Annotated in this window: 18 protein-coding genes and 1 riboswitch; of the genes, 9 read left to right on the top strand and 9 right to left on the bottom strand. The window is 72.1% G+C overall.

Translation table 11 applies throughout. The annotated features are described in order from the left end of the window. Nucleotides 1-48: 48 nt before the first annotated feature. The 4 genes from AB0K09_RS02910 to AB0K09_RS02895 form a co-directional block, all read right to left on the bottom strand. A complete protein-coding gene (locus tag AB0K09_RS02910; protein ID WP_366063457.1) occupies nt 49-1,065 on the bottom strand; it encodes a ribonucleotide-diphosphate reductase subunit beta in 1,017 nt (338 codons plus the stop codon). Continuing rightward, nucleotides 1,065-3,455, bottom strand: coding sequence for a ribonucleoside-diphosphate reductase subunit alpha (locus tag AB0K09_RS02905; protein ID WP_366063455.1), 2,391 nt, complete (start codon nt 3,453-3,455; stop codon nt 1,065-1,067). The genes AB0K09_RS02910 and AB0K09_RS02905 overlap by 1 nt, the downstream gene beginning before the upstream one ends. A gap of 153 nt (nt 3,456-3,608) precedes the next feature. Continuing rightward, a riboswitch (cobalamin riboswitch) is annotated at nt 3,609-3,744 on the bottom strand. Nucleotides 3,745-3,913: 169 nt separating this feature from the next. Next, nucleotides 3,914-5,545: a monocarboxylate uptake permease MctP gene (gene mctP / locus AB0K09_RS02900; RefSeq protein ID WP_366063454.1), complete on the bottom strand. Its 1,632-nt coding sequence runs from the start codon at nt 5,543-5,545 to the stop codon at nt 3,914-3,916. Further along, nucleotides 5,542-5,814, bottom strand: a complete 273-nt coding sequence (locus AB0K09_RS02895; RefSeq protein ID WP_366063453.1) for a DUF3311 domain-containing protein — start codon at nt 5,812-5,814, stop codon at nt 5,542-5,544. Before AB0K09_RS02895 ends, mctP begins: the two co-directional genes overlap by 4 nt. 246 nt (nt 5,815-6,060) lie before the next feature. On the opposite strand from AB0K09_RS02895, the gene AB0K09_RS02890 reads away from it, so the two are divergent. Continuing rightward, nucleotides 6,061-8,484: an MMPL family transporter gene (locus AB0K09_RS02890; RefSeq protein WP_366063452.1), complete on the top strand. Its 2,424-nt coding sequence runs from the start codon at nt 6,061-6,063 to the stop codon at nt 8,482-8,484. 55 nt (nt 8,485-8,539) lie between these two features. Next, nucleotides 8,540-9,088 (top strand): GNAT family protein, encoded by a 549-nt coding sequence (locus tag AB0K09_RS02885; protein ID WP_366063451.1) that lies wholly within the window; start codon nt 8,540-8,542, stop codon nt 9,086-9,088. A gap of 68 nt (nt 9,089-9,156) precedes the next feature. Here the strand turns inward: AB0K09_RS02885 and AB0K09_RS02880 are convergent, their stop codons facing one another. The 3 genes from AB0K09_RS02880 to AB0K09_RS02870 form a co-directional block, all read right to left on the bottom strand. Continuing rightward, nucleotides 9,157-10,641 (bottom strand): alpha/beta hydrolase, encoded by a 1,485-nt coding sequence (locus AB0K09_RS02880; RefSeq protein WP_366063450.1) that lies wholly within the window; start codon nt 10,639-10,641, stop codon nt 9,157-9,159. A gap of 127 nt (nt 10,642-10,768) precedes the next feature. Continuing rightward, nucleotides 10,769-11,269: a hypothetical protein gene (locus tag AB0K09_RS02875; protein WP_366063449.1), complete on the bottom strand. Its 501-nt coding sequence runs from the start codon at nt 11,267-11,269 to the stop codon at nt 10,769-10,771. Between the two features lie 16 nt (nt 11,270-11,285). Beyond that, a complete protein-coding gene (locus AB0K09_RS02870; RefSeq protein ID WP_366063448.1) occupies nt 11,286-11,561 on the bottom strand; it encodes a hypothetical protein in 276 nt (91 codons plus the stop codon). Nucleotides 11,562-11,695: 134 nt separating this feature from the next. Between AB0K09_RS02870 and AB0K09_RS02865 the strand changes: the two genes are divergently transcribed. The 3 genes from AB0K09_RS02865 (at nt 11,696) to AB0K09_RS02855 (ending at nt 14,543) form a co-directional block, all read left to right on the top strand. Then, nucleotides 11,696-12,967: an MFS transporter gene (locus AB0K09_RS02865; protein WP_366063447.1), complete on the top strand. Its 1,272-nt coding sequence runs from the start codon at nt 11,696-11,698 to the stop codon at nt 12,965-12,967. A 74-nt stretch (nt 12,968-13,041) separates the two neighbouring features. After that, nucleotides 13,042-14,046, top strand: a complete 1,005-nt coding sequence (locus AB0K09_RS02860; RefSeq protein ID WP_366063446.1) for an AsnC family transcriptional regulator — start codon at nt 13,042-13,044, stop codon at nt 14,044-14,046. Further along, on the top strand, nt 14,043-14,543 hold the full coding sequence (locus AB0K09_RS02855) for a hypothetical protein (protein WP_366063445.1): 501 nt from the start codon (nt 14,043-14,045) through the stop codon (nt 14,541-14,543). Before AB0K09_RS02860 ends, AB0K09_RS02855 begins: the two co-directional genes overlap by 4 nt. A 20-nt stretch (nt 14,544-14,563) precedes the next feature. Here the strand turns inward: AB0K09_RS02855 and AB0K09_RS02850 are convergent, their stop codons facing one another. Together AB0K09_RS02850 and AB0K09_RS02845 are read right to left on the bottom strand one after the other, a co-directional pair. Beyond that, a complete protein-coding gene (locus tag AB0K09_RS02850; protein WP_366063444.1) occupies nt 14,564-15,565 on the bottom strand; it encodes an SPASM domain-containing protein in 1,002 nt (333 codons plus the stop codon). A gap of 115 nt (nt 15,566-15,680) precedes the next feature. After that, nucleotides 15,681-16,448 (bottom strand): GntR family transcriptional regulator, encoded by a 768-nt coding sequence (locus AB0K09_RS02845; RefSeq protein ID WP_366063443.1) that lies wholly within the window; start codon nt 16,446-16,448, stop codon nt 15,681-15,683. A gap of 243 nt (nt 16,449-16,691) precedes the next feature. On the opposite strand from AB0K09_RS02845, the gene AB0K09_RS02840 reads away from it, so the two are divergent. The 4 genes from AB0K09_RS02840 to AB0K09_RS02825 all read left to right on the top strand — a co-directional run. Continuing rightward, entirely contained in the window at nt 16,692-17,966 is a 1,275-nt protein-coding gene (locus tag AB0K09_RS02840) for an extracellular solute-binding protein (RefSeq protein WP_366063442.1), read from the top strand. A gap of 130 nt (nt 17,967-18,096) precedes the next feature. Continuing rightward, nucleotides 18,097-19,077 (top strand): sugar ABC transporter permease, encoded by a 981-nt coding sequence (locus tag AB0K09_RS02835; RefSeq protein WP_366063441.1) that lies wholly within the window; start codon nt 18,097-18,099, stop codon nt 19,075-19,077. Continuing rightward, complete coding sequence (locus tag AB0K09_RS02830) at nt 19,074-19,904, top strand: carbohydrate ABC transporter permease (protein ID WP_366063440.1); 831 nt, start codon at nt 19,074-19,076, stop codon at nt 19,902-19,904. Before AB0K09_RS02835 ends, AB0K09_RS02830 begins: the two co-directional genes overlap by 4 nt. A gap of 9 nt (nt 19,905-19,913) precedes the next feature. Continuing rightward, nucleotides 19,914-21,400 (top strand): glycoside hydrolase family 3 N-terminal domain-containing protein (locus AB0K09_RS02825; protein WP_366063439.1); only part of this gene is annotated, 1,487 nt, incomplete at its 3' end.

The raw sequence follows: 21,400 nt of genomic DNA, 5'->3' as shown, positions 1-21,400 counted from the left end.
ACACGCGATGCCGCGTTCGCGGGGATTCAACCCGCGGGGACTACAGGATCAGAACTCCTCGTCGAAGCCGACCGTGCCCTCGACCGCCACCTGGTACGCGGACGCGCGGCGCTCGAAGAAGTTGGTCAGCTCCTGGACGTTCTGGAGCTCCATGAAGGAGAACGGGTTCTCCGAGCCGAAGACCGGCTTGAAGCCCAGGCGCGTCAGGCGCTGGTCGGCGACGCACTGGAGGTACTCGCGCATCGACTCGGTGTTCATGCCCGGCAGACCCTCGCCGCACAGGTCGCGGCCGAACTGGAGCTCGGCCTCGACGGCCTCCTTCAGCATGTCGGTGACCTGCTGCTGGAGCTCGTCGTCGAAGATGTCGGGCTCCTCCTGGCGGACGGTGTCCACGACCTCGAACGCGAAGTTCATGTGCATGGTCTCGTCGCGGAAGACCCAGTTGGTGCCGGTCGCCAGGCCGTGCAGCAGGCCGCGGCTGCGGAACCAGTACACATAGGCGAAGGCGCCGTAGAAGAAGAGGCCCTCGATGCACGCGGCGAAGCAGATGAGGTTGAGCAGGAAGCGACGGCGGTCGGCCTTCGTCTCCAGGCGCTCGATCTTCTCGACCGAGTCCATCCACTTGAAGCAGAACTGCGCCTTGTCGCGGATGGAGGGGATGTTCTCCACGGCCGCGAAGGCCGCCGCGCGCTCCTCCGGGTCGGGCAGGTAGGTGTCGAGCAGCGTCAGATAGAACTGGACGTGCACGGCCTCCTCGAAGAGCTGCCGCGAGAGGTACAGGCGCGCTTCGGGGGAGTTGATGTGCTTGTACAGGGTCAGCACGAGGTTGTTGGCCACGATCGAGTCGCCGGTCGCGAAGAACGCGACCAGGCGCCCGATCATGTGCTGCTCACCCGGGGACAGCTTCGCCAGGTCGGCGACGTCCGAGTGGAGGTCGACCTCCTCGACGGTCCAGGTGTTCTTGATCGCGTCGCGGTAGCGGTCGTAGAAGTCCGGGTACCGCATGGGGCGCAGCGTCAGCTCGAAGCCCGGGTCGAGCAGGTTCTTCTGTTCAGCGGCGGACATTACTGGCAGGCCTCGCAGGACTCGGGGTTCTCAAGGGAGCAGGCGATGGCGTCCGCGTCGGGCGCGGCCTGCTGCACGGGGATGGTGGCGGCGGTGGAGCCGGAGGCCGCGCGGGCGATCCGGGTGGCCGGGCGCGAGCGCAGGTAGTACGTCGTCTTGATGCCCTGCTTCCAGGCGTACGCGTACATCGAGCTGAGCTTGCCGATGGTGGGCGAGGCCATGAAGAGGTTCAGCGACTGGCTCTGGTCCAGGTACGGCGTACGGGCCGCGGCCATGTCGATCAGCGCGCGCTGCGGGATCTCCCAGGCGGTGCGGTAGAGGTCGCGCACCTCCTGCGGGATCCAGCGCATGTCCTGGATCGAGCCGTTGGCGTCGGTCATGGCGTCGCGGGTGGTGCGGTCCCAGACGCCGAGCTTCTTCAGGTCCTCCACCAGGTAGGTGTTGACCTGGAGGAACTCACCGGAGAGCGTCTCGCGCTTGAAGAGGTTGGAGACCTGCGGCTCGATGCACTCGTACACGCCGGCGATCGAGGCGATGGTCGCGGTGGGCGCGATGGCGAGCAGCAGCGAGTTGCGCATGCCGACCGACGCGATGCGGCCGCGCAGGGCCTCCCAGCGGTCCGCCCAGGCCGGGACGGCGTTCGGGTAGTGGTCCGGGTGCAGCACGCCGCGCGCGGTGCGGGTCGCGGACCAGGCCGGGTGCGGGCCGTGCCGCTCGGCGAGGTCGGCGGACGCCTCGTAGGCCGCGAGCATGATGCGCTCGGAGATCTTGGTGGACAGCTCCTTCGCCTCGGCGGAGTCGAAGGGCAGGCGCAGCCGGAAGAAGACGTCCTGCAGACCCATCAGGCCCAGGCCCACCGGGCGCCAGCGGCTGTTGGAGTTGCCGGCCTGCTCGGTCGGGTAGAAGTTGATGTCCACGACGCGGTCGAGGAAGGTGACGGCCGTGCGGACCGTGCGGTCGAGCTTCTCCCAGTCCATCTCGCCGTCGGTGCCGAGGTGGGCCGCGAGGTTGACCGAGCCGAGGTTGCAGACCGCGGTCTCGCCGTCGTCGGTGACCTCCAGGATCTCCGTGCAGAGGTTGGAGGAGTGGACGACCTTGCCCTTCTCGGCCGTCTGGTTGGCGGTGCGGTTGGCGGCGTCCTTGAACGTCATCCAGCCGTTGCCGGTCTGCGCGAGGGTGCGCATCATGCGGGCGTAGAGCACGCGGGCCGGGATCTGCTTGACGGCCTTGCCCTCGGCCTCGTAGCGGCGGTAGGCGGCGTCGAACTCGTCGCCGTACAGGTCGACCAGGTCCGGCGTGTCGGCGGGGGAGAACAGCGACCAGTCGGCATCGGCCTCGACGCGGCGCATGAACTCGTCCGGGATCCAGTGGGCGATGTTCAGGTTGTGGGTGCGGCGGGCCTCCTCACCGGTGTTGTCGCGGAGCTCCAGGAACTCCTCGATGTCGGCGTGCCAGGTCTCCAGGTAGACGCAGGCGGCGCCCTTGCGGCGGCCGCCCTGGTTCACCGCGGCGACGGAGGCGTCGAGGGTGCGCAGGAACGGCACGATGCCGTTGGAGTGACCGTTGGTCCCCCGGATGAGGGAGCCGCGCGAACGGATGCGCGAGTAGGAGAGGCCGATGCCGCCCGCGTGCTTGGAGAGCCGCGCGACCTGGTGGTAGCGCTCGTAGATCGAGTCCAGCTCGTCCAGCGGCGAGTCCAGCAGATAGCAGGAGGACATCTGCGGGTGGCGGGTGCCGGAGTTGAAGAGAGTGGGGGAGGAGGGCAGGTAGGAGAGCGTGCTGGTGAGCCGGTAGAGCTCGGCGACGTCCTCCAGGGCCCGCTCCGAGTGGTCCTCGGCCAGACCGCAGGCGACGCGCAGCAGGAAGTGCTGCGGGGTCTCGACGACCTGCCGGGTGATGGGGTGGCGCAGCAGGTAGCGGCTGTGCAGGGTGCGCAGGCCGAAGTAGCCGAAGCGGTCGTCGGCGCCGTCGGCGAGGGCGGCGTCGACCAGGGCGTCCAGGCGCTCGGCGTGCTGGCGCACGAAGGCGGCGGTGTCGTCCGCGATCAGGCCCTCGCGGTGGCCGACGGCGACCGAGGCGGAGAAGGAGGTCGCGCCCTGTCCGGCGGCCTCCTCCGCGATGGCGCGGGTGAGCAGCCGGGCGGCGAGCTTGGAGTACTCGGGCTCCTCGGCGATCAGACCGGCCGCGGCCTCCGTGGCGAGGGAGCGCAGCTCGGCCTCGTCCGAGCCGGGGTGACGGCCCCGCAGCGCGGCGGCGGCGACCTTGCCCGGGTCGGTGGCGGGCAGATCTGCGGTGAGATCGGTCAGGGTGCGCAGCAGCGCGGTCCCGGGACCGCCGGCGTCCGTGGTGGTGACGGAACCTGAAACCGGATCTGCGGGCGCGATGGTCACGTGTGGCTCTCCCTCGCTCGGCTGGGGGCCTGGGCGGGAGGTGCTCGACGGATCGCTCGCCGGCATGCCACGTGCACGAGGGCATGCCGCACAGCGCCCATCGGCCCAACCGCGAGGCCCGGACGTCTTCCAACACCCGTGCCGAGCGGGCTCGGTCGTGGGTGTGCTGCCGGCAGGTCCTCGGACTGGTGGTGCGTATATGGGCACACATACACCGTTGCGGGACAGTTCCGGATTTCCACCGGATTCCCCTGCGGCGACAGCGAGGACGAGCATACATCTAGTGCCGGGCTCCGTACGCGCCCCCACATGTTGTGTCGCCCCGTCATGAGGTGGTCGCGGAATGTGCTAACGGGCAAGCGGAGGAGGCATGCGAGAGGGGGCCGCCACGCCCCGTCGTGCGGGTCGTGACGGCCCCCTGGAGGGCCGGGGCGAGGGGGCCCGGCGGGCCCCCGCTCCTAGTGCCCGCCGGGCGCTCCAGCCGTCGCCGGGGGCAGCTCCGCGCTCACCCCGGGATCGCCGGCATCGGCCGTGTAGTCCGAGGCGCGCGTCTGGTCCACCCCGTCCGGCGCCTTGACCGCGCGCAGCACGAACGTCGCCACGATGACGACGATCACATTGAGGACGAAGGCCGTCAGCCCGATGTACCCCTTCTCCCCGATGAGCGGGATCAGGTTGGTGTTCCCGAAATGCGGCTGGGTCGCGCTCGGCGTCTCGTACGCCTTCCACGTCCCGTACGCCATGCCCGCCGCCCAGCCGGCGAGCAGCGCCCAGCGGTGGGCCCAGCGGGTGAAGAGGCCGCCGACGAGCGCCGGCACCGTCTGGAGGATCCAGATGCCGCCGAGCAGCTGGAAGTTGATCGCCACCGTCTTGTCCATCGTGAGGACGAAGGCGAGCGCGCCCACCTTGACCAGCAGCGAGGCGAGCTTGGAGACCTTCGCCTCGTGCTCCGGCGACGCGTCCGGCCGGATGAACTCCTTGTAGATGTTGCGCGTGAAGAGATTTGCGGCGGCTATCGACATGATGGCCGCCGGCACGAGCGCCCCGATGCCGATCGCGGCGAACGCCACGCCCGTGAACCAGTCCGGGAACATGTTCTCGAAGAGCTGCGGGATCGCCAGCTGGCCGTTCTTGACCTTGATCCCGGCGGCGATGGCCATGAAGCCGAGCATCGCCAGCAGGCCCAGCATCAGCGAGTACAGCGGCAGGATCGTGGTGTTGCGGCGGATGACGTTGCGGCTGCGGCTGGAGAGCACGGCCGTGACCGAGTGTGGATAGAGGAACAGCGCCATCGCCGAGCCGAGCGCGAGCGTCGCGTACGACCACTGCGCCTGCCCCCCGGTGATCAGCGAACCGCTCGGCTTCCCGGTCTTGGGGTTTGTGGTCGCGAACGCCTCGCCCGCCTTCGCGAAGATATGGTCGAAGCCGCCCAGGCGGATCGGGATGTAGACGATCGCCACGCCGATGACGATGTAGATCAACGCGTCCTTGACGAAGGCGATCAGCGCCGGCGCGCGCAGCCCGGAGGAGTAGGTGTAGGCCGCGAGCACACCGAAGGCGATCAGCAGCGGCAGGTCCTTGACGAACCAGTTGGTGTTCTCGCCGCCGCCCACGCCCATGACGTCCAGAACGGCCTGTATTCCGACGAGTTGGAGGGCGATGTACGGCATCGTCGCGAGGATCCCGGTGAGCGCGAGCGCCAGCGAGAGCCCCCGGGACCCGAAGCGGCCGCGCACGAAGTCCGAGGACGTCACGTATCCGTGCTTGTGCGCCACCGACCACAGGCGCGGCAGGAAGGTGAAGACGAGCGGGTAGCACAGGATCGTGTACGGCACCGCGAAGAAGCCCGCGGCCCCGCCCGCGTAGATCGCCGCGGGGACGGCGACGAAGGTGTACGCCGTGTAGAGGTCGCCGCCGAGCAGGAACCAGGTGATCCAGGTGCCGAAGGAGCGGCCGCCGAGCCCCCACTCGTCGAGGTTGTCGGCGTTCTCGGCACGCCGCCAGCGCGAGGCCAGGAAGCCCATGACCGTCACGACCAGGAAGAAGATGATGAAGACGGCGAGTGCCACGCCGTTCACGCCGTCCTTCACCGCTGCTCACCGCCCCGGCGGGCGCGGGTCGTCCGCTCGTGCCGGCGCACGATGGCGTAGGCGACGACCGTGAGGGCCGTGGAGAGCACCACCCACAGCATCTGGTACCAGTAGAAGAACGGGATGCCGATGAGGGCCGGGGTGAGCCGGGAGTAGGAGTCGACCCACAGCATCGCCCCGAAGGGCAGGGCCAGGCATATGCCCGCGACGATCAGTGGCACGGTGACGACGACGCGTTCGCGGCCGCCGTTCCCAGGTGGTTCGGACATGCAATGACTCCGTCCCCTGCGCGATCCCAGTGTGTGATCTTGCGTAATGCGCAGGAAATCTAGGGGAGGCCGCCTCCGGGCGTCACCCCCCGTCCGGATATCGGTATGACAACGTCCCGCCGTCTCGACATGCCCGCCGCGCCCGAATAGCGCGAAATGTAGGCATTTAAAGTCATGAGCTGATTATTCTGCTGAACACGCGCTGCGAACGCGTGCTGTGGGGCGGCGTCACCGAACGACCGCGCCGTGTGCCGTGTCCACCTCGCCCAGCCCCAACCCGCGAAGGACGCCCACGAGATGCCCTTCCTCCAGCACCGCCGTTCCCTCGTGGCGCGAGCCGCCCACGGCACCCCCCGGCGCGCGCTCGGCACCCTCCTCCTGCTGTGCGTCGTGGCCCTGCTGGCCGCCGTGGCCGGACAGGGGACCGGCACCCGGCTCGCCCCGGGCGGCTGGACCCCGCAGCGGGCGGAGTCCACCCGGGCCGACGCCTTCCTCGCCGCCCGCTTCGGCGCCGGGCAACCCCACCTCCTGCTGGTCGCCACCGCGCCCGGCTCGGTCGACGCGCCCGACGCCGAGCGCGCGGGCCGCGCCCTGACCCGGCGCCTCACCGCCGACCCGCGCACCGCCTGGGTGCACGGCTACTGGCCGCAGCACACCCACGAACTCCGCAGCCGTGACCGGCACAGCGCCGTCATCGCCGTACGGTTCGCCGGGAACGAGCGCGCCCGCCTCGACGCCAGCAAGGCCGTCGCCGACCGCGAGGCCGGACGGCGGGGACCGCTGACCGTGCGGGTCTCCGGCGAGGCGGCGCTGTTCGCCGAGATGGAACGCCTGAGCACCGAAGGCGCCCTCGTCGCCGAACTCGTCGTCGCGCCGCTCGTCCTCCTCGTCCTGCTGTGGATCTTCGGCAGCCTCGTGGCCGCTCTCCTGCCCGTCGTCGTCGGCGGCTTCGCCGTCGTCACCACGACCGCCCTGCTGCGCCTGCTCACCGAGGTCATGACCGTCTCGGTGTTCGTCCTGAACATCGCCACCGCGCTCGGCTTCGGACTCGCCGTCGACTACTGCCTGCTCATGGTCAGCCGCTACCGCGAGGAACTCGCCGACGGGGCCACGCCCGTCCTCGCCGCCGAGCGCGCGCTGCGCACCGCCGGCCGTGCCGTCGCCTTCTCCGCGACAACGGTCGCCGCCGCGCTCGGCGCCCTGATGGTCTTCCCCCTCCCGCTGACCCGCTCCCTCGCCCTCGGCGGAGCCGCCGTCGCCGTCTGCTCGGCCGCCGGGGCACTGCTCGTCCTGCCCGCACTCCTGGTCCTGCTCGGCCCGCGCGTCAACCGCTTCGACCTCTTCGCCCGCTGGCGCCGCGGCGCCGGCCGCCCGCTCGCGGAGGGCCGCTGGTACCGGCTGGCACTGTGGGTGACCCGCCGCCCCGCGGCCGTGGCCCTCGGCACCCTGCTCCTCCTCGGCCTGCTCGCCGCCCCCGGGGCCGCCGTGCGGTTCGGCATGTACGACGACCGCATCCTCCCCGCGTCCTCACCGGTCGCCCAGGCGGCACGGCGCCTGCGCACCGACTTCGCGGGAGAGACCGGCAACGCGGCGAGCGTCGTCCTGCCCGATCTGCACGTCGCACTGCCGACCGACGACCCGGGCGCCGCCGGGACGAACACCGGCACCCCCGACTCCGGCGACGACGCCGACACCGACACCGAACCGCCCCCCGCCCGCGGGGCCCGCGCGCCGAGCCTGCGCTCCGCCTCCGACGCGGCCGCCCTGCACGCCTACGCCCGCCGCCTGTCCCGCCTCCCGGACGTACGCCGCGTCCGGACCGCCACCGGCGTCTACCGCGACGGCACGCTCATCGCGCCCCCCGGCCGCTGGGCCGCCGCCTACACCGGCCCCTCCGGCAGCTGGCTGAGCGTCACCCCCGTGGGCGACTCCCCCCTCTCCCCGGCCGGCCGCCGCCTGACCGAGCGCCTGCGGCAGGTCCGCGCGCCCGTACCCGCCCTGGTCGGCGGCCCGGGGGCCCGGCTGACCGACACCGAGGACGCGCTGCGGGACCCGCTGCCGCTGGCCGTCCTGCTGACCGTCGCCGCCACGCTCGTCCTGCTCTTCCTCTACACGCGCAGCCTGCTCGTCCCCCTCAAGGCCGTCCTGCTCAACGCGCTGAGCCTCGCCGCCACCTTCGGGATCGTCGTCGCCGTCTTCCAGCAGGGCCGCCTCGACGCCCTGTTCGGCCCGGTGAACAGCACCGGCACCACCGACGTGATCATCCCCGCCGTGATGTTCTGCACCGCTTTCGGCCTGTCCATGGACTACGAGGTCTTCCTCCTCTCCCGCATCCTGGAGGAACACCGCCACGGCGCCCCCACCGACCTCGCGGTCGCCACCGGCCTCCAGCGCACCGGCCGTCTCTTCACGACCGCCGCCGTCGTCTTCGCCGTCGTGATGGCCTCGCTCGCCGCCTGCGACCTGGTCATGCTGCGGCTCATCGGCTTCGGCCTGGCCGTCGCCGTCCTCCTCGACTGCACCCTGGTCCGCGCCCTGCTGGTCCCCGCGATCATGTCCCTGGTCGGCCGGGCCAACTGGTGGCCGGCCTCCCGCCACCGCCCCGACGGCCGCGTCCCCGCCCCCGGCGAGGGCGAGCACCGGGACGCGGCCGGCCAACTGGTGGGCTGACGGACCGGCCGGATATCCGCATGACGCGCCTCCGGGGGACCGACACAATGCGACCATGCCCGATCAAGAACCCACCGGCTTCCGCCACAAGCCCACCCTCACCGGGGAGCTCGTCCGGCTCCGCCCCGTCACCGCCGAGGACGTCCCCGCGCTCCTGCCCATGCTGCGTGACCCGGAGGTGGCACGTCTGACGGGCAGCCATGCCGAACTCGACGAGGCCGCGATACGGACCTGGTACGCGACCCGCGGCGAGCAGGACGGCCGGCTGGACCTCGCCGTGGTCGAGCGGGCCACGGGGGAGGTCGTCGGGGAGGTGGTCCTCAACGACTGGGACCCCGGCAACGAGAGCTGCGGCTTCCGGATCTGCCTGGTGCCCGGCGTCCACGGCCGGGGACTCGGCACCGAGGCGACCCGGCTGATCGTCGACCACGGCCTCCGGCGGCTGGGGCTGCACCGCATCTCCCTGGAGGTCTACGCCTTCAACCCGCGCGCCCGCCGCGCCTACGAAAAGGCCGGCTTCGTCGCCGAGGGCGTGCTCCGAGAGGCGCTGCTGTGGGAGGGGGAGCGGGTGGACGCGGTGGTGATGTCGGTCCTGGCGCGGTGACGGTCCGGTGGCTTCGGGACCCGGCCGGCCGGTGCCGGCCCCGCGCCGTGTCCCGAAGCCACCGCACGCTAGTGAGCCACTCCGCTCGTGTCGATCGTGAACTTGCCGCTCGCCTTCCCGTTGAACGTCCCCTTGGTGATCCACTCGATCAGCGCCGCCTTGAGCGTGGCGTGCGGGCCGTCCCAGGGGGTGTCGGGCTCCTGGCCGTAGGCCGCCGTGTGGGCCGGGGGTTTGCAGCGGGTGCCCGAGCAGCCCTCCGTCAGGAGTTGGTGGCTCGCGCATCTGACCTGGACCAGCACTTTGTTGGACATGGACGACGGAAGCGCGCCGTAGATGTCGGTCGAGTTCGACGCCGGCAGCACCTTGTCGTCGAGTCCGTGAACGACGAGGGTCGGCGCGGTCAGCTGTCCGGCGACGGCGGCGTTCCAGCCGTAGCCGGAGAAGGTGGGCGAACGCTGGACGCCCGCCGGGTGGGAGGCGTCCGTCCCGCCCCAGTCGCGGCCGAGGACGTCCTCCTTCATGCTCTGCTTCCAGGTCTGGTCCGGGCTGCCCGGGACGACGTGGCCGGTGCAGTCCTTCTCGCTGGACGGCGGCATCGCCCAGCCGCTGTCGATGCCCTTGCGTTCGCCGACGGTCAGGGGGAAGGAGACGAATCCCCCGGGCGGCTGGCTGTCCTCCGTCGGGCCGCCGAAGATGGACGACAGGAAGACGACGCGGTTCACCTTCGCGATCACGGCGCCGGTGTTGGGGACGTGCGTGTTGCCCGGGTACAGGGCCCGCGCCACGCGCTGCCCGCCCAGCGAGTAGCCGAGGAGCGTGACCTTGCCGTCCGTCGGCCTGGCGCGGTCGACGGCGTCCTCGACGACCTGGCCGATGTCCCGGGCCCAGACGTCGGTGGTGCCGAAGCGGACGTTGCTGGAGTGCGCGTGCCGCTGCCCGCGAAGCGGGTTGGTGGCCAGGACCGTCCCCTGCTGGTCGAGGGGGAAGACCGGGTTGTGGGTGCGGTCGCACCCCTCGCCGAAGGGGCAGGAGCCGTCCGAGGCGTAGGCCCGCAGGCTGGCGTTGTCCGGATCGTCCAGGCCGTGGTCGAAGCGCGTGGAGCGGCCGTAGCCGAGCATGCTCGGCGCGAAGGTGTCGATGCCCGCCCGCGCCAGTCCTGCCTGCACGCTGAGCGCGTTGCCGCCCTGGCTGTTGCCCTGCAGATCGAAGGCGACCGACCCGGGGAGCGTCCGGCCGTGCACGAGCACGGCGGCCCGCACGGGCGTCTGCTCGCACTTGCCGTGCTGGTACTCCGGCCGGACGCGGTGGACCTGGAGCTTCGCCGGACGGCCGTCGAACTGGTGGTCAGGCATCAGCCCGGCCGGCACCTTGAAGTGCAGCCAGTAGTCGTCGGTGGCGATGCCGGTCGGCGTCTGGTCGCAGGGTCCGTCGGCGGACCGGAAGTCGAGGATCGCCAGCAGCCCGCCGATGCCGAGCACGCACGAGAGCAGCAGGATCCCCAGGACGCGCCCGCGACGCGCCGGGCGCTGAGGTGTGTTCGGGGTGCTGTTCACGGGATCTCCTGACCGGGCCGCCTCAGCCCTGCAAGCAGCTTCCCGGGCACCCGGGGCCCCCGCTACGCGGACGCGGCCGAAAGGACGACACTGCGGCGCGGCCCGCCCGGCCCGCCTGCCGGGCCCGTCACCCCCGCCGCGCCCCCGGCGTGACGTCCGGCATCCGGCCGATCGCCCGCAGGATCTCCTCGCGGTTCTTCGCGCGCTTGACCCAGGCCGGCAGCCGGCCGACCACCGTCATCTTCCGCCCGTGCTCGTACCAGGGCGCCCGCTCGCGCAGGGACGCCTGGACGAACCGGCGGACGAGCTCCAGGTGCTCGGGGTTGTAGGCCCACAGCCACCCGTGCCGGGTCTCGGTCTGCAGCCACAGCGGGGCCCCGAAGTACGGCTCGCGGACGGCGCCGCCGCCCGCACGGTGCAGCGGGACGACGTTGCCCGCCCAGCGGCGGGCCGTTCCGCAGCCGCCGCAGGTCAGCCGGCGCGGTACGAACAGGCTCGGGCCCTGATCACCCGGACTCCGCACGACCCGCGCCGGCCCCGCGCAGGCCGGGCAGCGGACGAGGATCAGGCCGAGGAAGTCGTACTTCGTCTTCTGCGGATCGCGGAAGCGGAGCGGTGGCGAGGACATGGCGGGACCTGCCGTCTCAGGCGGAGACCGCCCGGAACGGCTCCGCGTAGGCGAAGGTGCCCCGCAGCTCCGGCCGGTGGGCGGTCAGGGTGCGGACCACGTGCCCGACGACCTGCCCCTGCTCACCGGCCGCCACGAGCGACAGCGCCGGCAGCCAGGCGTCGCGGGTGCCGCGCAGTGCGTCGAGGAGGGTGACCTCGACGGGCAGCGACGCGCCCGCCCGGGCGAGGGCGGCCGCGGTGACCGCGCGCACGGCCGGTACGTCGGCGGGGGTTTCCCGGCGGATCAGCATCGTTCCAGTCTGGGCGGCGGACCGGTGCCCTCGCAAAGGGATATTCCGCCCGGCGGCCATTGACAACAGAAGTGTGTGAATGGCCGCTCAGCAGGTGTTGGACCCCCGGCCCGCCCTCCGGCGAGGCTTGGCGCATGCCTTCTTCCACCGCCTCCCGCACCCCGCTCCTCGCCGTCTCCGGCGCCACCCTCGTGGCCGCGGACCAGTCCGGCGTGGCGCGGTGCGGGCCGCGCGAGCCGTCCGGTCCGTACGGGCGGCTGCTCGCCGTGCCCGGCGCCCGGGCGTTCGTCGTATGGGGGCTGCTCGCGCGGTTGCCCATGGGCATGTTCGGGGTCGGCGCCGTACTGATGATCTCCGCCGCGCGTGGGTCGTACGCGCTCGCCGGTGCCGTCACCGCGACCGGGCTCGCCGCGACGGCCGTCGTCGCGCCGTGGACGGCACGGCTCGTGGACCGGTACGGGCAGGCCCGCGTCGCCGTGCCCGCCGCCGCCGTCGCCGCGCTGGCATCGCTGGCGCTGGTGGCGTGCGTGCGCTACGGCGCGCCGACGTGGACGCTGTTCGCGGCGTATGCGGCGACCGCGACCACGCCCAACAACGGCGGGATGGCGCGGGCCCGCTGGGCGTACCTCCTCCGCGACGACCCGGCCGCGCGGCACACCGCCAATTCCTTCGAACAGGCCGCCGACGAGGCGTGCTTCATGCTGGGGCCGGTGCTCGCCGCCTTCCTGTGCACGTCGCTCTTCCCGGAGGCGGGCACGCTCGCCGGCGCCGCGATGTTCCTGACGGGCACGGTGCTGTTCGCCGCCCAGCGGCGCACCGAGCCGCCGCCGGCGCCCCGTGTGGCCGCCGGGCGCGGGAGCGGCAGGCCGGTCGTGCTGCTGGGCGTCTTCGTCTGCACGGGCGCGCTGTTCGGCTCGCTGGAGGTGGTGACCATCGGCTTCGCCGACGCGCTCGGCCACCGCCCGGCGGCCGGGGCCGTGCTGGGACTCCAGGCGGCCGGATCGTGCGCCGCCGGTCTGCTGTACGGGCTGCTCCGCCCGGCCGGAGAGGCGGGCGCCCGCTTCCGGCGCGCTCTGGCGGGGATGGCCGGCATGGCCTTCCTGCCGCTGCTCGCGGCCGCCACCGGCAGCCTCCTGGTCCTGGCCGGTGCCCTGTTGCTCGCGGGCATGGCGACCGCGCCGACCATGGTCACCGGCATGGGGCTGGTGCAGAGCACGGCGCCGGCCGGCCGGCTGAACGAGAGCATGACGCTGGCCGTGACGGCGCTGCTCGCCGGCATCGCGGCCGGCTCGGCGGCGGGCGGCTGGAGCGTGGAGCACCTGGGCGCCGCCACCGGCTACGCCGTGCCCGTCACGGCCGCCGTGCTCGCGCTGATCACCGCGACGGCCGGCCGGGCCGGGGCGTAGGCGACGATTCTTGCGGGGGGCCGCACGGGGTACCCGTTCCGGAGACGTCCGGCCGGTGGGGAGGGTGGTGCTGCATGCTCGACGAGCTGGATCGCGGTCTGGTCCACGCCCTGCAGATCGACGGGCGCGCCCCGTTCAGCAGGATCGCCGGGGTGCTCGGCGTGTCGACGCAGACGATCGCGCGGCGCTACCGGCGGCTGCGGGCCGAGGCGGGGCTGCGGGTGGTCGGGGTGGCCGACCCCGGGGCCGCCGGGCTGACGCAGTGGCTGGTGCGGCTGACGGCCACGCCGGGCACCGCGCAGGCGCTGGCGCATTCGCTGGCGCGGCGCGACGACACGTCGTGGGTCAAGATGACCTCCGGCGGGACGGAGATCTTCGCCGTCGTGCACGCGCCGCACGGTGCGGCGGGGTCGCGTTCGCTGCTGCTGCACGACATTCCGCGCAGGGCCGGGATCACGGCGGTGTCCGCGCACTGCCTGCTGCACATGTACCTCGGGGGCCCGACGTCGTGGCGGGGCAGGGCGGACGCGCTCAGCGCGGAACAGCGGGAACGGCTCGTGCCGCTCGGCGTGGCGGTGAGCGCGCAGCCGGGGCAGGAGCAGCGCCGTGCCGGGGACCAGGAGCTGCTGGAGGTGCTGCGGCGGGACGGGCGGGCCGGTTACGCCGAACTGGCCGCCGTCAGCGGCCTGTCGGAGGCGACCGCCGCCCGCCGGCTGGCCGATCTGCGGGCGCGGGGCGCGGTGTTCTTCGACGTCGAGGCCGACACCGCCGGCTTCGGGGTGACGACGCAGGCGCTGCTGTGGATGTCCGTCGCGCCGGCGCACCTCGACCGCGTGGCGACCGCGCTCGCCGGGCACCGCGAGCTCGCCGTGGTGGCGGCGACCACCGGGCGCACCAACCTCCTCGCGCACGCGCTGTGCACGGACCCGGCGGACCTGCACCGCTACCTCACCCTGCGGCTCGGCGCCCTCGACGCGATCCTCGCGCTGGAGAGCGCGCCGGTGCTCAGCACCCTCAAGGCGGTGGGTCCGGCGGCCCCGGCGAGGGGTCGTACGGCGTCGCGTACCGTGGCGGAATGACCCACGCCCTCGACGCCGTCGAAGCCGCCGCCATCGCTCTGCAGGAGCGTTCCTGGATCCCCACGGCCGAGGAAATCGCCCTCGGCCGCGACTTCTTCGCCCGGCGCGAGGCCGTGGAGCCGCGGCTGCTGCCGGGCATGCCCGCCTGCCGGAATCCGCAGGGCTGGGCGACGCAGCACGTGCTGTGGCTGGAGGACGTCGGCAGGCTCGCCGAGCACGTCGCCGAGGCGTGGCGCGGCTACCTGCCGCACAGTCACATGCTTGCGCTCCTCGACGCCTACGCGGCCCAGGCCCGGCCCGCGCTGCCGCTCGCGGCCCGGCTGGCGCGGGAGTGGGAGACGGAACGGCCGGAGCCGTGTTCGCAGCAGGAGGCGGTCTGGTGGGAGGACTGGCACCTGCCGGCGGACCAGCGGCAGCAGCTGGATGCGCTGACGGAACGTCTGATCATCATCGGGTCGGTGCTGGTCACGGCCGTGAACGCGGGCGGGGCGGGGTAGGGGCGCCCCGGGGCCGTACGTCAGACGAACTCCGCGTGCAGCACGGCCGCCCTGTCCGTCGCGGCCGGCGGTACGCGCCCGTCGCGCACCCGCTCCAGCAGCTCGTTCTGCGGCCGGTACGCGCAGGAGCCGCACACGTCCGTGCGCAGGGGATCCGCCGCCTGCCACGCGGCGCGCGGCTCGCCGTCGAGGACGGCGGCGTAGCCGTGTTCGACGACATTGCCCAGGCGGTACGCGGCATGGCCGTGGACCTGCGGGCAGGGGTAGAGATGGCCGTCCGGGTCGACGGTGGTGACGAAGCGGCTGTAGTGGCAGTGCGCGAAGCCGCCGGCCTCCCCGTCCTCCCCGGCCTCCTCCTGCTCCGGCTCCGCCGGGAACGAGACGGCGAAGTCGCCGTCCGCCAGGGCCGCCGCCTCCGACAGCGCCTCGGTCACCGCGTGCATCAGCGACTGGAGGGCGGCGATGGACCGCAGGCCCAGCGTCCCGGGGAATTCCGGTTCGAAGCGTATGTAGTGCGCCCCCGCGTCGCGGGCCGCGCGCGCCGCCGGAACGATCCCGCGGTGATCGCCGGCCGTGACGGGACAGTGGAAGCCGATGCGGAAGTCCGGGTCGATCGCCGACTGCCGCAGCCGGCCGGGCTCCGGCAGGGAAGGGGAGCAGGCGCCGGGCGGGCCGCCGAGGCGGATCCGGACCCGGGTGTGTGTGGAGGCGACGCACTCCGCCACGGCGGGGTGGTCCAGGCGGGAGCCGTCGGTGTCCAGGCCGATGCGCAGGCCCTCCTCGTGCGCGGCGTCGCAGACGGCGGGGTAACCGGGATGCGCCGTGCACGCGCTGTCGCCGTCCACGGGGCCGCCGCCGAAGGTCACCGCGCGGCCGCCGTGCGACGCGAACTCCCGTATCAGCGCGATCGCGTCGCCGGTCGCCCCGATGCCGAGCCGCAGGTGGACGGGCCGGAAGTCCCGGCCGTCCGCGAGACGGCGCAGCAGCTCACCGTGGGCCAGGAGTTTCCGCGAGGGGTGCATGGTCCTCCTCTCGCAACGTACGTACATGAACGTATGGCCAGAGGTTCGGCTGCCGCGACACTATGAGCCGCCGTCATGGGCGTCAATAGGACTAGACCTGGGCTCCCCCAACGCCCTACTGCTCCGTGGGGCGCTCCAGCCGTGCCACGAACTTGTAGCGGTCGCCCCGGTAGACGGACCTGACCCACTCCACCGGGCGGCCTTCCGCGTCCAGCGAGTGCCGGGACAGCATCAGCATCGGCAGGCCCACGTCCGTCCCCAGCAGCCCGGCCTCGCGCGGGGTGGCCAGGGAGGTCTCGATGGTCTCCTCCGCCTCCGCGAGATGGATGCCGTAGACCTCGGCCAGCGCCGTGTACAGGGAGGTGTACTTGACGAGGTTCCGGCGCAGGGCCGGGAAGCGCTTGGCCGACAGATGGGTCGTCTCGATCGCCATCGGCTCGCCGCTGGCGAGCCGCAGCCGCTCGATGCGCAGCACCCTGCCGCCCGCCGTGATGTCCAGCAGCCCGGCCAGGCGGTCGTCGGCGGTGACATAGCCGATGTCCAGCAGCTGGGAGGTCGGCTCCAGGCCCTGGGCGCGCATGTCCTCGGTGTAGGAGGTCAGTTGCAGCGCCTGCGAGACCTTGGGCTTGGCGACGAACGTCCCCTTGCCCTGGATGCGCTCCAGCCGGCCCTCGACGACCAGCTCTTGCAACGCCTGGCGCACCGTGGTGCGCGAGGTGTCGAACTCGGCCGCCAGGGTGCGCTCCGGCGGCACCGGGGTGCCGGGGGGCATGGTTTCGGTCATGTCCAGCAAATGGCGTTTGAGCCGGTAATACTTGGGAACGCGCGCCGTTCGCACGCCTGTCCCGGCGCCGCCGCTCTCCGTGCCGTCCTCGGTCGCCATGGCGTGCCTTCCCGACTCCGATCCTGCTGCCGTCACCGGCGCTCCTCCGTCCATCGCCGTCACATGGTGGCACGGGCCGAGCCCGAGGGGCCCGGAGATACCCGGGCGGACCTCGAGGTGTCGGTCCGGTAACGGAGCCGACAGCGACTCTTATACACCCTTGACACCCCAAAAGGTCTAGGCCAAGCTGCGGGCACTGGTCTAAACCATTAAAGACCACATCCGGTCCTTGAGGAGAGTGCTGTGAAGCGAGGGCTCATAGCGGCGACGGGTGTCGCGGCCATGTTGGTGAGTGTTGCTGCCTGTGGGTCCGGTGGGTCCGATGACGGCGGCGACGACGCCGGCGGTTCCCAGGGCAAGAAGCTGACCGTGTGGTTCATGGATGGCTCGAATCCGCCGGGCTGGACGAAGGCCGTCCAGGCCGAGTTCGAACAGAAGACCGGCGCGAAGCTCGACATCCAGGTCCAGAAGTGGGACGGCATCCAGCAGAAGCTGACCACGGCCCTCTCGGAGTCCAACCCGCCGGACGTCTTCGAGATCGGCAACACCCAGACCCCCTCCTACGCGGAGACCGGCGGCCTCGCCGACCTCAAGGACCTGAAGAAGGAGATCGGCGCCGACTGGACCGACTCCCTCAACAAGCCGGCCGTCTTCGAGGGCACGCAGTACGCCGCGCCCTGGTACGCCGCCAACCGCGTGGTCATCTACAACAAGCGGATCTGGGCCGACGCGGGCATCAAGGACGTGCCGAAGACCCGCGCCGACTTCTTCAAGGACCTCCAGGCCATCAAGGACAAGGGCGAGGCCGAGCCGCTCTACCTGCCCGGCCAGAACTGGTACTTCTTCGACGGCCTGACCATCGGCACCGGCGCGGACCTGGTGAAGAAGGACGGCGGCAAGTGGGTCTCCAACCTCGGTGACCCCAAGGTCGCCAAGGCCATGGACGTCTACAAGCAGTACCAGGCGTTCAGCCAGGCCCCCAAGGACAAGGACGAGGCCACCCCGCAGCAGGCCGACGTCTTCGCCAAGGGCAAGACCGGCGCCTTCATCGGCATGGGCTGGGAGGCCGCCACCGCGATCAAGGCGAACCCGCAGATCGAGAAGGAGATCGGCTACTTCACCGTGCCCGGTGAGACCGCCGACAAGCCCGAGGGCGTCTTCCTCGGCGGCTCCAACCTCGCGATCGCCGAGGGCAGCAAGAAGAAGGACCTCGCCAAGGAGTTCCTGAAGATCGCGCTGTCCGACAAGAACGAGGGCGCGCTGTCCAAGGAGGTCGGCTCCATCCCCAACAAGGAGTCGCTGCTGGCCAACCTCAAGGGCAACGCCGCCGCCGAGGCCGCGGCCCCCGCCGCGAAGACCGGCGGCACCACCCCGCTGATCCCCGAGTGGGCCGCGGTCGAGAACGCCCCGAACCCGATCAAGGCGTACATGACGGCCGTGCTGAACGGTAAGTCCCCGGAGGACGCCGCCAAGCAGGTCGAGGCCGAGATGAACAAGCGCCTCGGACAGAAGCAGTAACCACTCCGGTTCCGCGATCCGTACGGGCCGCCGCCACGGCGGCCCGTACGGCGCTGTGGGCACCACCCGCACCACCCGCACCACCGTTTCAGCAGCACCATCGTTTCAGCAGGGGAGAAGGCGGACGACGATGTCAGCGCAGACCCACCGGGCGACGGCCGCCGAGCCGGCGCCCCGGATACGCGAGGGCGGCGCACCGCCACCCCGCCCCGCCCGCCCGGGAGCCGCGCGCGGCGTCCCGTACCTGCTGATCCTTCCCGCCGCCGCGGCCACCGTCCTGGTGCTCGGCTGGGTCCTGCTGAAGAACGGCCTGCTGTCCTTCCAGAACCTCAACAAGCGGCAGCTGATCCGCCACGTCACCGAGTGGGCCGGCGCCGGCAACTACACGGACGCCCTGGGCGGTTCCGACTTCTGGCACGTCACCGGACGGTCGGTGGTGTTCACCGCCGTCAACGTCGCCCTGATCATGGTGGTCGGCTGTCTGGTCGGACTGCTGCTCGCCCGGCTCGGCACCAAGCTGCGGCTGCTGCTCTCCCTCGGCCTCGTGCTCGCCTGGGCCATGCCCGTCGTCGCCGCGACCACCGTCTTCCAGTGGCTCTTCGACCAGCGCTTCGGCGTGGTCAACTACCTGCTGGACCAGCTCGGCTGGCACGCGATGCGCGACTTCAACTGGACCAGCGGACAGCTGTCCACGTTCTTCGTCATCACCGTGCTGCTCGTCTGGCAGTCGGTGCCCTTCGTCGCGATCAACCTCTACGCGGCGACCACCACGATCCCCAAGGAGCTCTACGAGGCCGCCTCGCTCGACGGCGCGGGCACCTGGAAGAAGTTCACCTCCGTGACCTTCCCCTTCCTCAAGCCCTTCTTCCTCGCCACGACCTTCCTGGAGATCATCTGGATCTTCAAGGCCTTCCCCCAGGTCTTCGTGATCAACGAGGGCGGCCCCGACCGGCTCACCGAGACCCTGCCCGTCTACGCCTTCGTCGAGGGCATGGGCAACCAGCACTTCGGCATGGGCGCCGCGATCTCCATCCTCACGATCGTGATCCTGCTGGCCCTGACGGCGTACTACCTGCGTCTCGTACTCAAGCAAGAGGAGGACGACCTGTGAGGTCCTCGTTCGCCGGACGCGTCTGGCCGGGGGCGGCGGCGGTCGTCCTCTTCGCCGTCTTCGCCTTCCCCGTCTACTGGATGTTCGCCACGGCCTTCAAGGCCAACAAGGACATCGTCTCCGACACCCCCGTCTGGTTCCCCGCGAGCCCGACCTTCGAGCACTTCGAGCGGGCGGTGCACGCGGACGGCTTCTGGACCCTGGTCGGCAACTCCTTCACCGTCACCCTGGTCGCGGTCGCCCTGTCCCTGGTCATCGCGCTGTTCGCGTCCTTCGCGATCGCCCGTATGCGCTTCAAGGGCCGCAAGAGCTTCGTCCTCGTCATGATGATGGCCCAGATGGCCCCCTGGGAGGTCATGGTCATCGCCTACTACCTGATCGTGCGCGACGCGGAGATGCTGAACAGCCTGCTGCCGCTGATCGTGATCTACACCGTCATGGTGCTGCCCTTCACCGTCCTGACGCTGCGCGGCTACGTCGCCGCCGTGCCCAGGGAGCTGGAGGAGTCCGCCATGGTCGACGGCTGCACCCGCGCCCAGGCGTTCCGCCGCGTGATCTTCCCGCTGCTGGCGCCGGGCCTGATGGCGACCTCGCTCTTCGGATTCATCACCGTCTGGAACGAGTTCCCGATGGTCCTGATCCTCAACAAGGAGCCCGCCTCCCAGACCCTGCCGCTGTGGATCACGAGCTTCCGCACCACCTTCGGCGACGACTGGGGCGCCACCATGGCGGCCTCCTCGCTCTTCGCCGTCCCGATCCTCATCCTCTTCGTCATCCTCCAGCGCAAGGCCGTAGGCGGCCTTACCTCCGGCGCGGTGAAGGGTTAGCACTGACCGATGGACACGCTCACCCGGGACGCCCTCACCGTCCTCCAGCCCGGCTTCACCGGCACCGACGCGCCCGACTGGCTGCTGCGCCGCCTCGGCGAGGGACTCGCCGCCGTCGGCCTGTTCGGGCGCAACATCCACTCGCCGGAGCAACTCGCCGCCCTCACCGCACGGCTGCGCGCCGAGCGGCCCGACGTACTGGTCGCCATCGACGAGGAGGGCGGCGACGTCACCCGGCTCGAAGTGCGCACCGGCTCCTCCTTCCCCGGCAACCTCGCCCTCGGCGTCGTCGACGACACCGCGCTGACCCGCGCCGTCGCCCGCGAGCTCGGGCGCCGGCTCGCCGCGTGCGGCGTCAACCTCAACTGGGCGCCCTCCGCCGACGTCAACTCCGACCCGCACAACCCCGTCATCGGGGTCCGCTCCTTCGGCGCGGACCCCGGGCTGGTGGCCCGCCACACCGCCGCCTATGTCGAGGGCCTGCAGTCCGCCGGCGTCGCCGCCTGCACCAAGCACTTCCCCGGCCACGGCGACACCGCCGTCGACTCCCACCACGACCTGCCCCGCATCGACGCGGACCTCGCCACGCTGCGGGCCCGGGAGCTCGTCCCCTTCCGCGCGGCGGTCGCCGCCGGGACGCGCGCCGTGATGAGCGCCCACATCCTGCTGCCCGCGCTCGACCCCGACCTGCCGGCCACCCTCAGCCCCACCGCGCTGCACGGGCTGCTGCGCGCCCCCGGGGCCGAGGGCGGCCTCGGCTTCGACGGGCTGATCGTCACCGACGGCATGGAGATGAAGGCGATCTCCGCGCGGTACGGGATCGAACGCGGCAGCGTCATGGCCCTGGCCGCCGGCGCCGACGCGATCTGCGTCGGCGGGGGACTGGCCGACGAGGACACCGTGCTGCGGCTGCGCGACGCGCTCGTCGCCGCCGTGCGCGCCGGCGAGCTGCCGGAGGGGCGGCTCGCCGACGCCGCCGCACGGGTGCGGGCCCTGGCCCGCTGGACCTCGGGCGCGGGTGCCCCGGAGGGGAGCGCGCCCGCGCCCGGGGTAGGACTGGAAGCGGCCCGGCGCGCCCTGCGGATCACCGGTTCCGGCCCGCTGACCGGGCCCGCGTATGTGGCCGCGTTCATGCCCGGGGCGAACATCGCGGTCGGCGACGAGACGCCGTGGGGCGTCGGCGCGGAGCTCGCCCGGCTGCTGCCGGGGACCGGCGCGGGGACCTACGGTCCCGGCGCGGCGGCGAACGGGGCCGCGGAAGTGGACGCGGAAGTGGACGCGGACGCGGTGCTGCGGGCGGCGGGGGAGCGGCGGATCGTCGCGGTCGTCCGCGACGCGCACCGGCACGCCTGGATGGCGGCGGCCCTCGACGTGCTGCTCGCGGCGCGGCCGGACACGATCGTGGTGGAGATGGGGCTGAACGCGGCGCCTCCGCGCGGGGCCCTGCACGTGGCCACGCACGGCGCGGCCCGCGTCTGCGGCCGGGCCGCGGCGGA

The sequence above is a fragment of the Streptomyces sp. NPDC049577 genome (genome assembly GCF_040675635.1).
Classification (GTDB): Bacteria; Actinomycetota; Actinomycetes; order Streptomycetales; family Streptomycetaceae; genus Streptomyces.
The sequence above is the reverse complement of the archived record's forward strand: the minus strand, read 5'-3'. Positions and strand labels throughout refer to the sequence as shown.

Bases quoted from the DNA above. Each gene is read 5' to 3' on its own strand.
- AB0K09_RS02910 (WP_366063457.1), bottom strand. From the start codon at position 1,065: ATGTCCGCCGCTGAACAGAAGAACCTGCTCGACCCGGGCTTCGAGCTG.
- AB0K09_RS02895 (WP_366063453.1), bottom strand. From the start codon at position 5,814: ATGTCCGAACCACCTGGGAACGGCGGCCGCGAACGCGTCGTCGTCACC.
- AB0K09_RS02885 (WP_366063451.1), top strand. From the start codon at position 8,540: ATGCCCGATCAAGAACCCACCGGCTTCCGCCACAAGCCCACCCTCACC.
- AB0K09_RS02875 (WP_366063449.1), bottom strand. From the start codon at position 11,269: ATGTCCTCGCCACCGCTCCGCTTCCGCGATCCGCAGAAGACGAAGTAC.
- AB0K09_RS02870 (WP_366063448.1), bottom strand. From the start codon at position 11,561: ATGCTGATCCGCCGGGAAACCCCCGCCGACGTACCGGCCGTGCGCGCG.
- AB0K09_RS02865 (WP_366063447.1), top strand. From the start codon at position 11,696: ATGCCTTCTTCCACCGCCTCCCGCACCCCGCTCCTCGCCGTCTCCGGC.
- AB0K09_RS02860 (WP_366063446.1), top strand. From the start codon at position 13,042: ATGCTCGACGAGCTGGATCGCGGTCTGGTCCACGCCCTGCAGATCGAC.
- AB0K09_RS02855 (WP_366063445.1), top strand. From the start codon at position 14,043: ATGACCCACGCCCTCGACGCCGTCGAAGCCGCCGCCATCGCTCTGCAG.
- AB0K09_RS02850 (WP_366063444.1), bottom strand. From the start codon at position 15,565: ATGCACCCCTCGCGGAAACTCCTGGCCCACGGTGAGCTGCTGCGCCGT.
- AB0K09_RS02845 (WP_366063443.1), bottom strand. From the start codon at position 16,448: ATGGCGACCGAGGACGGCACGGAGAGCGGCGGCGCCGGGACAGGCGTG.
- AB0K09_RS02835 (WP_366063441.1), top strand. From the start codon at position 18,097: ATGTCAGCGCAGACCCACCGGGCGACGGCCGCCGAGCCGGCGCCCCGG.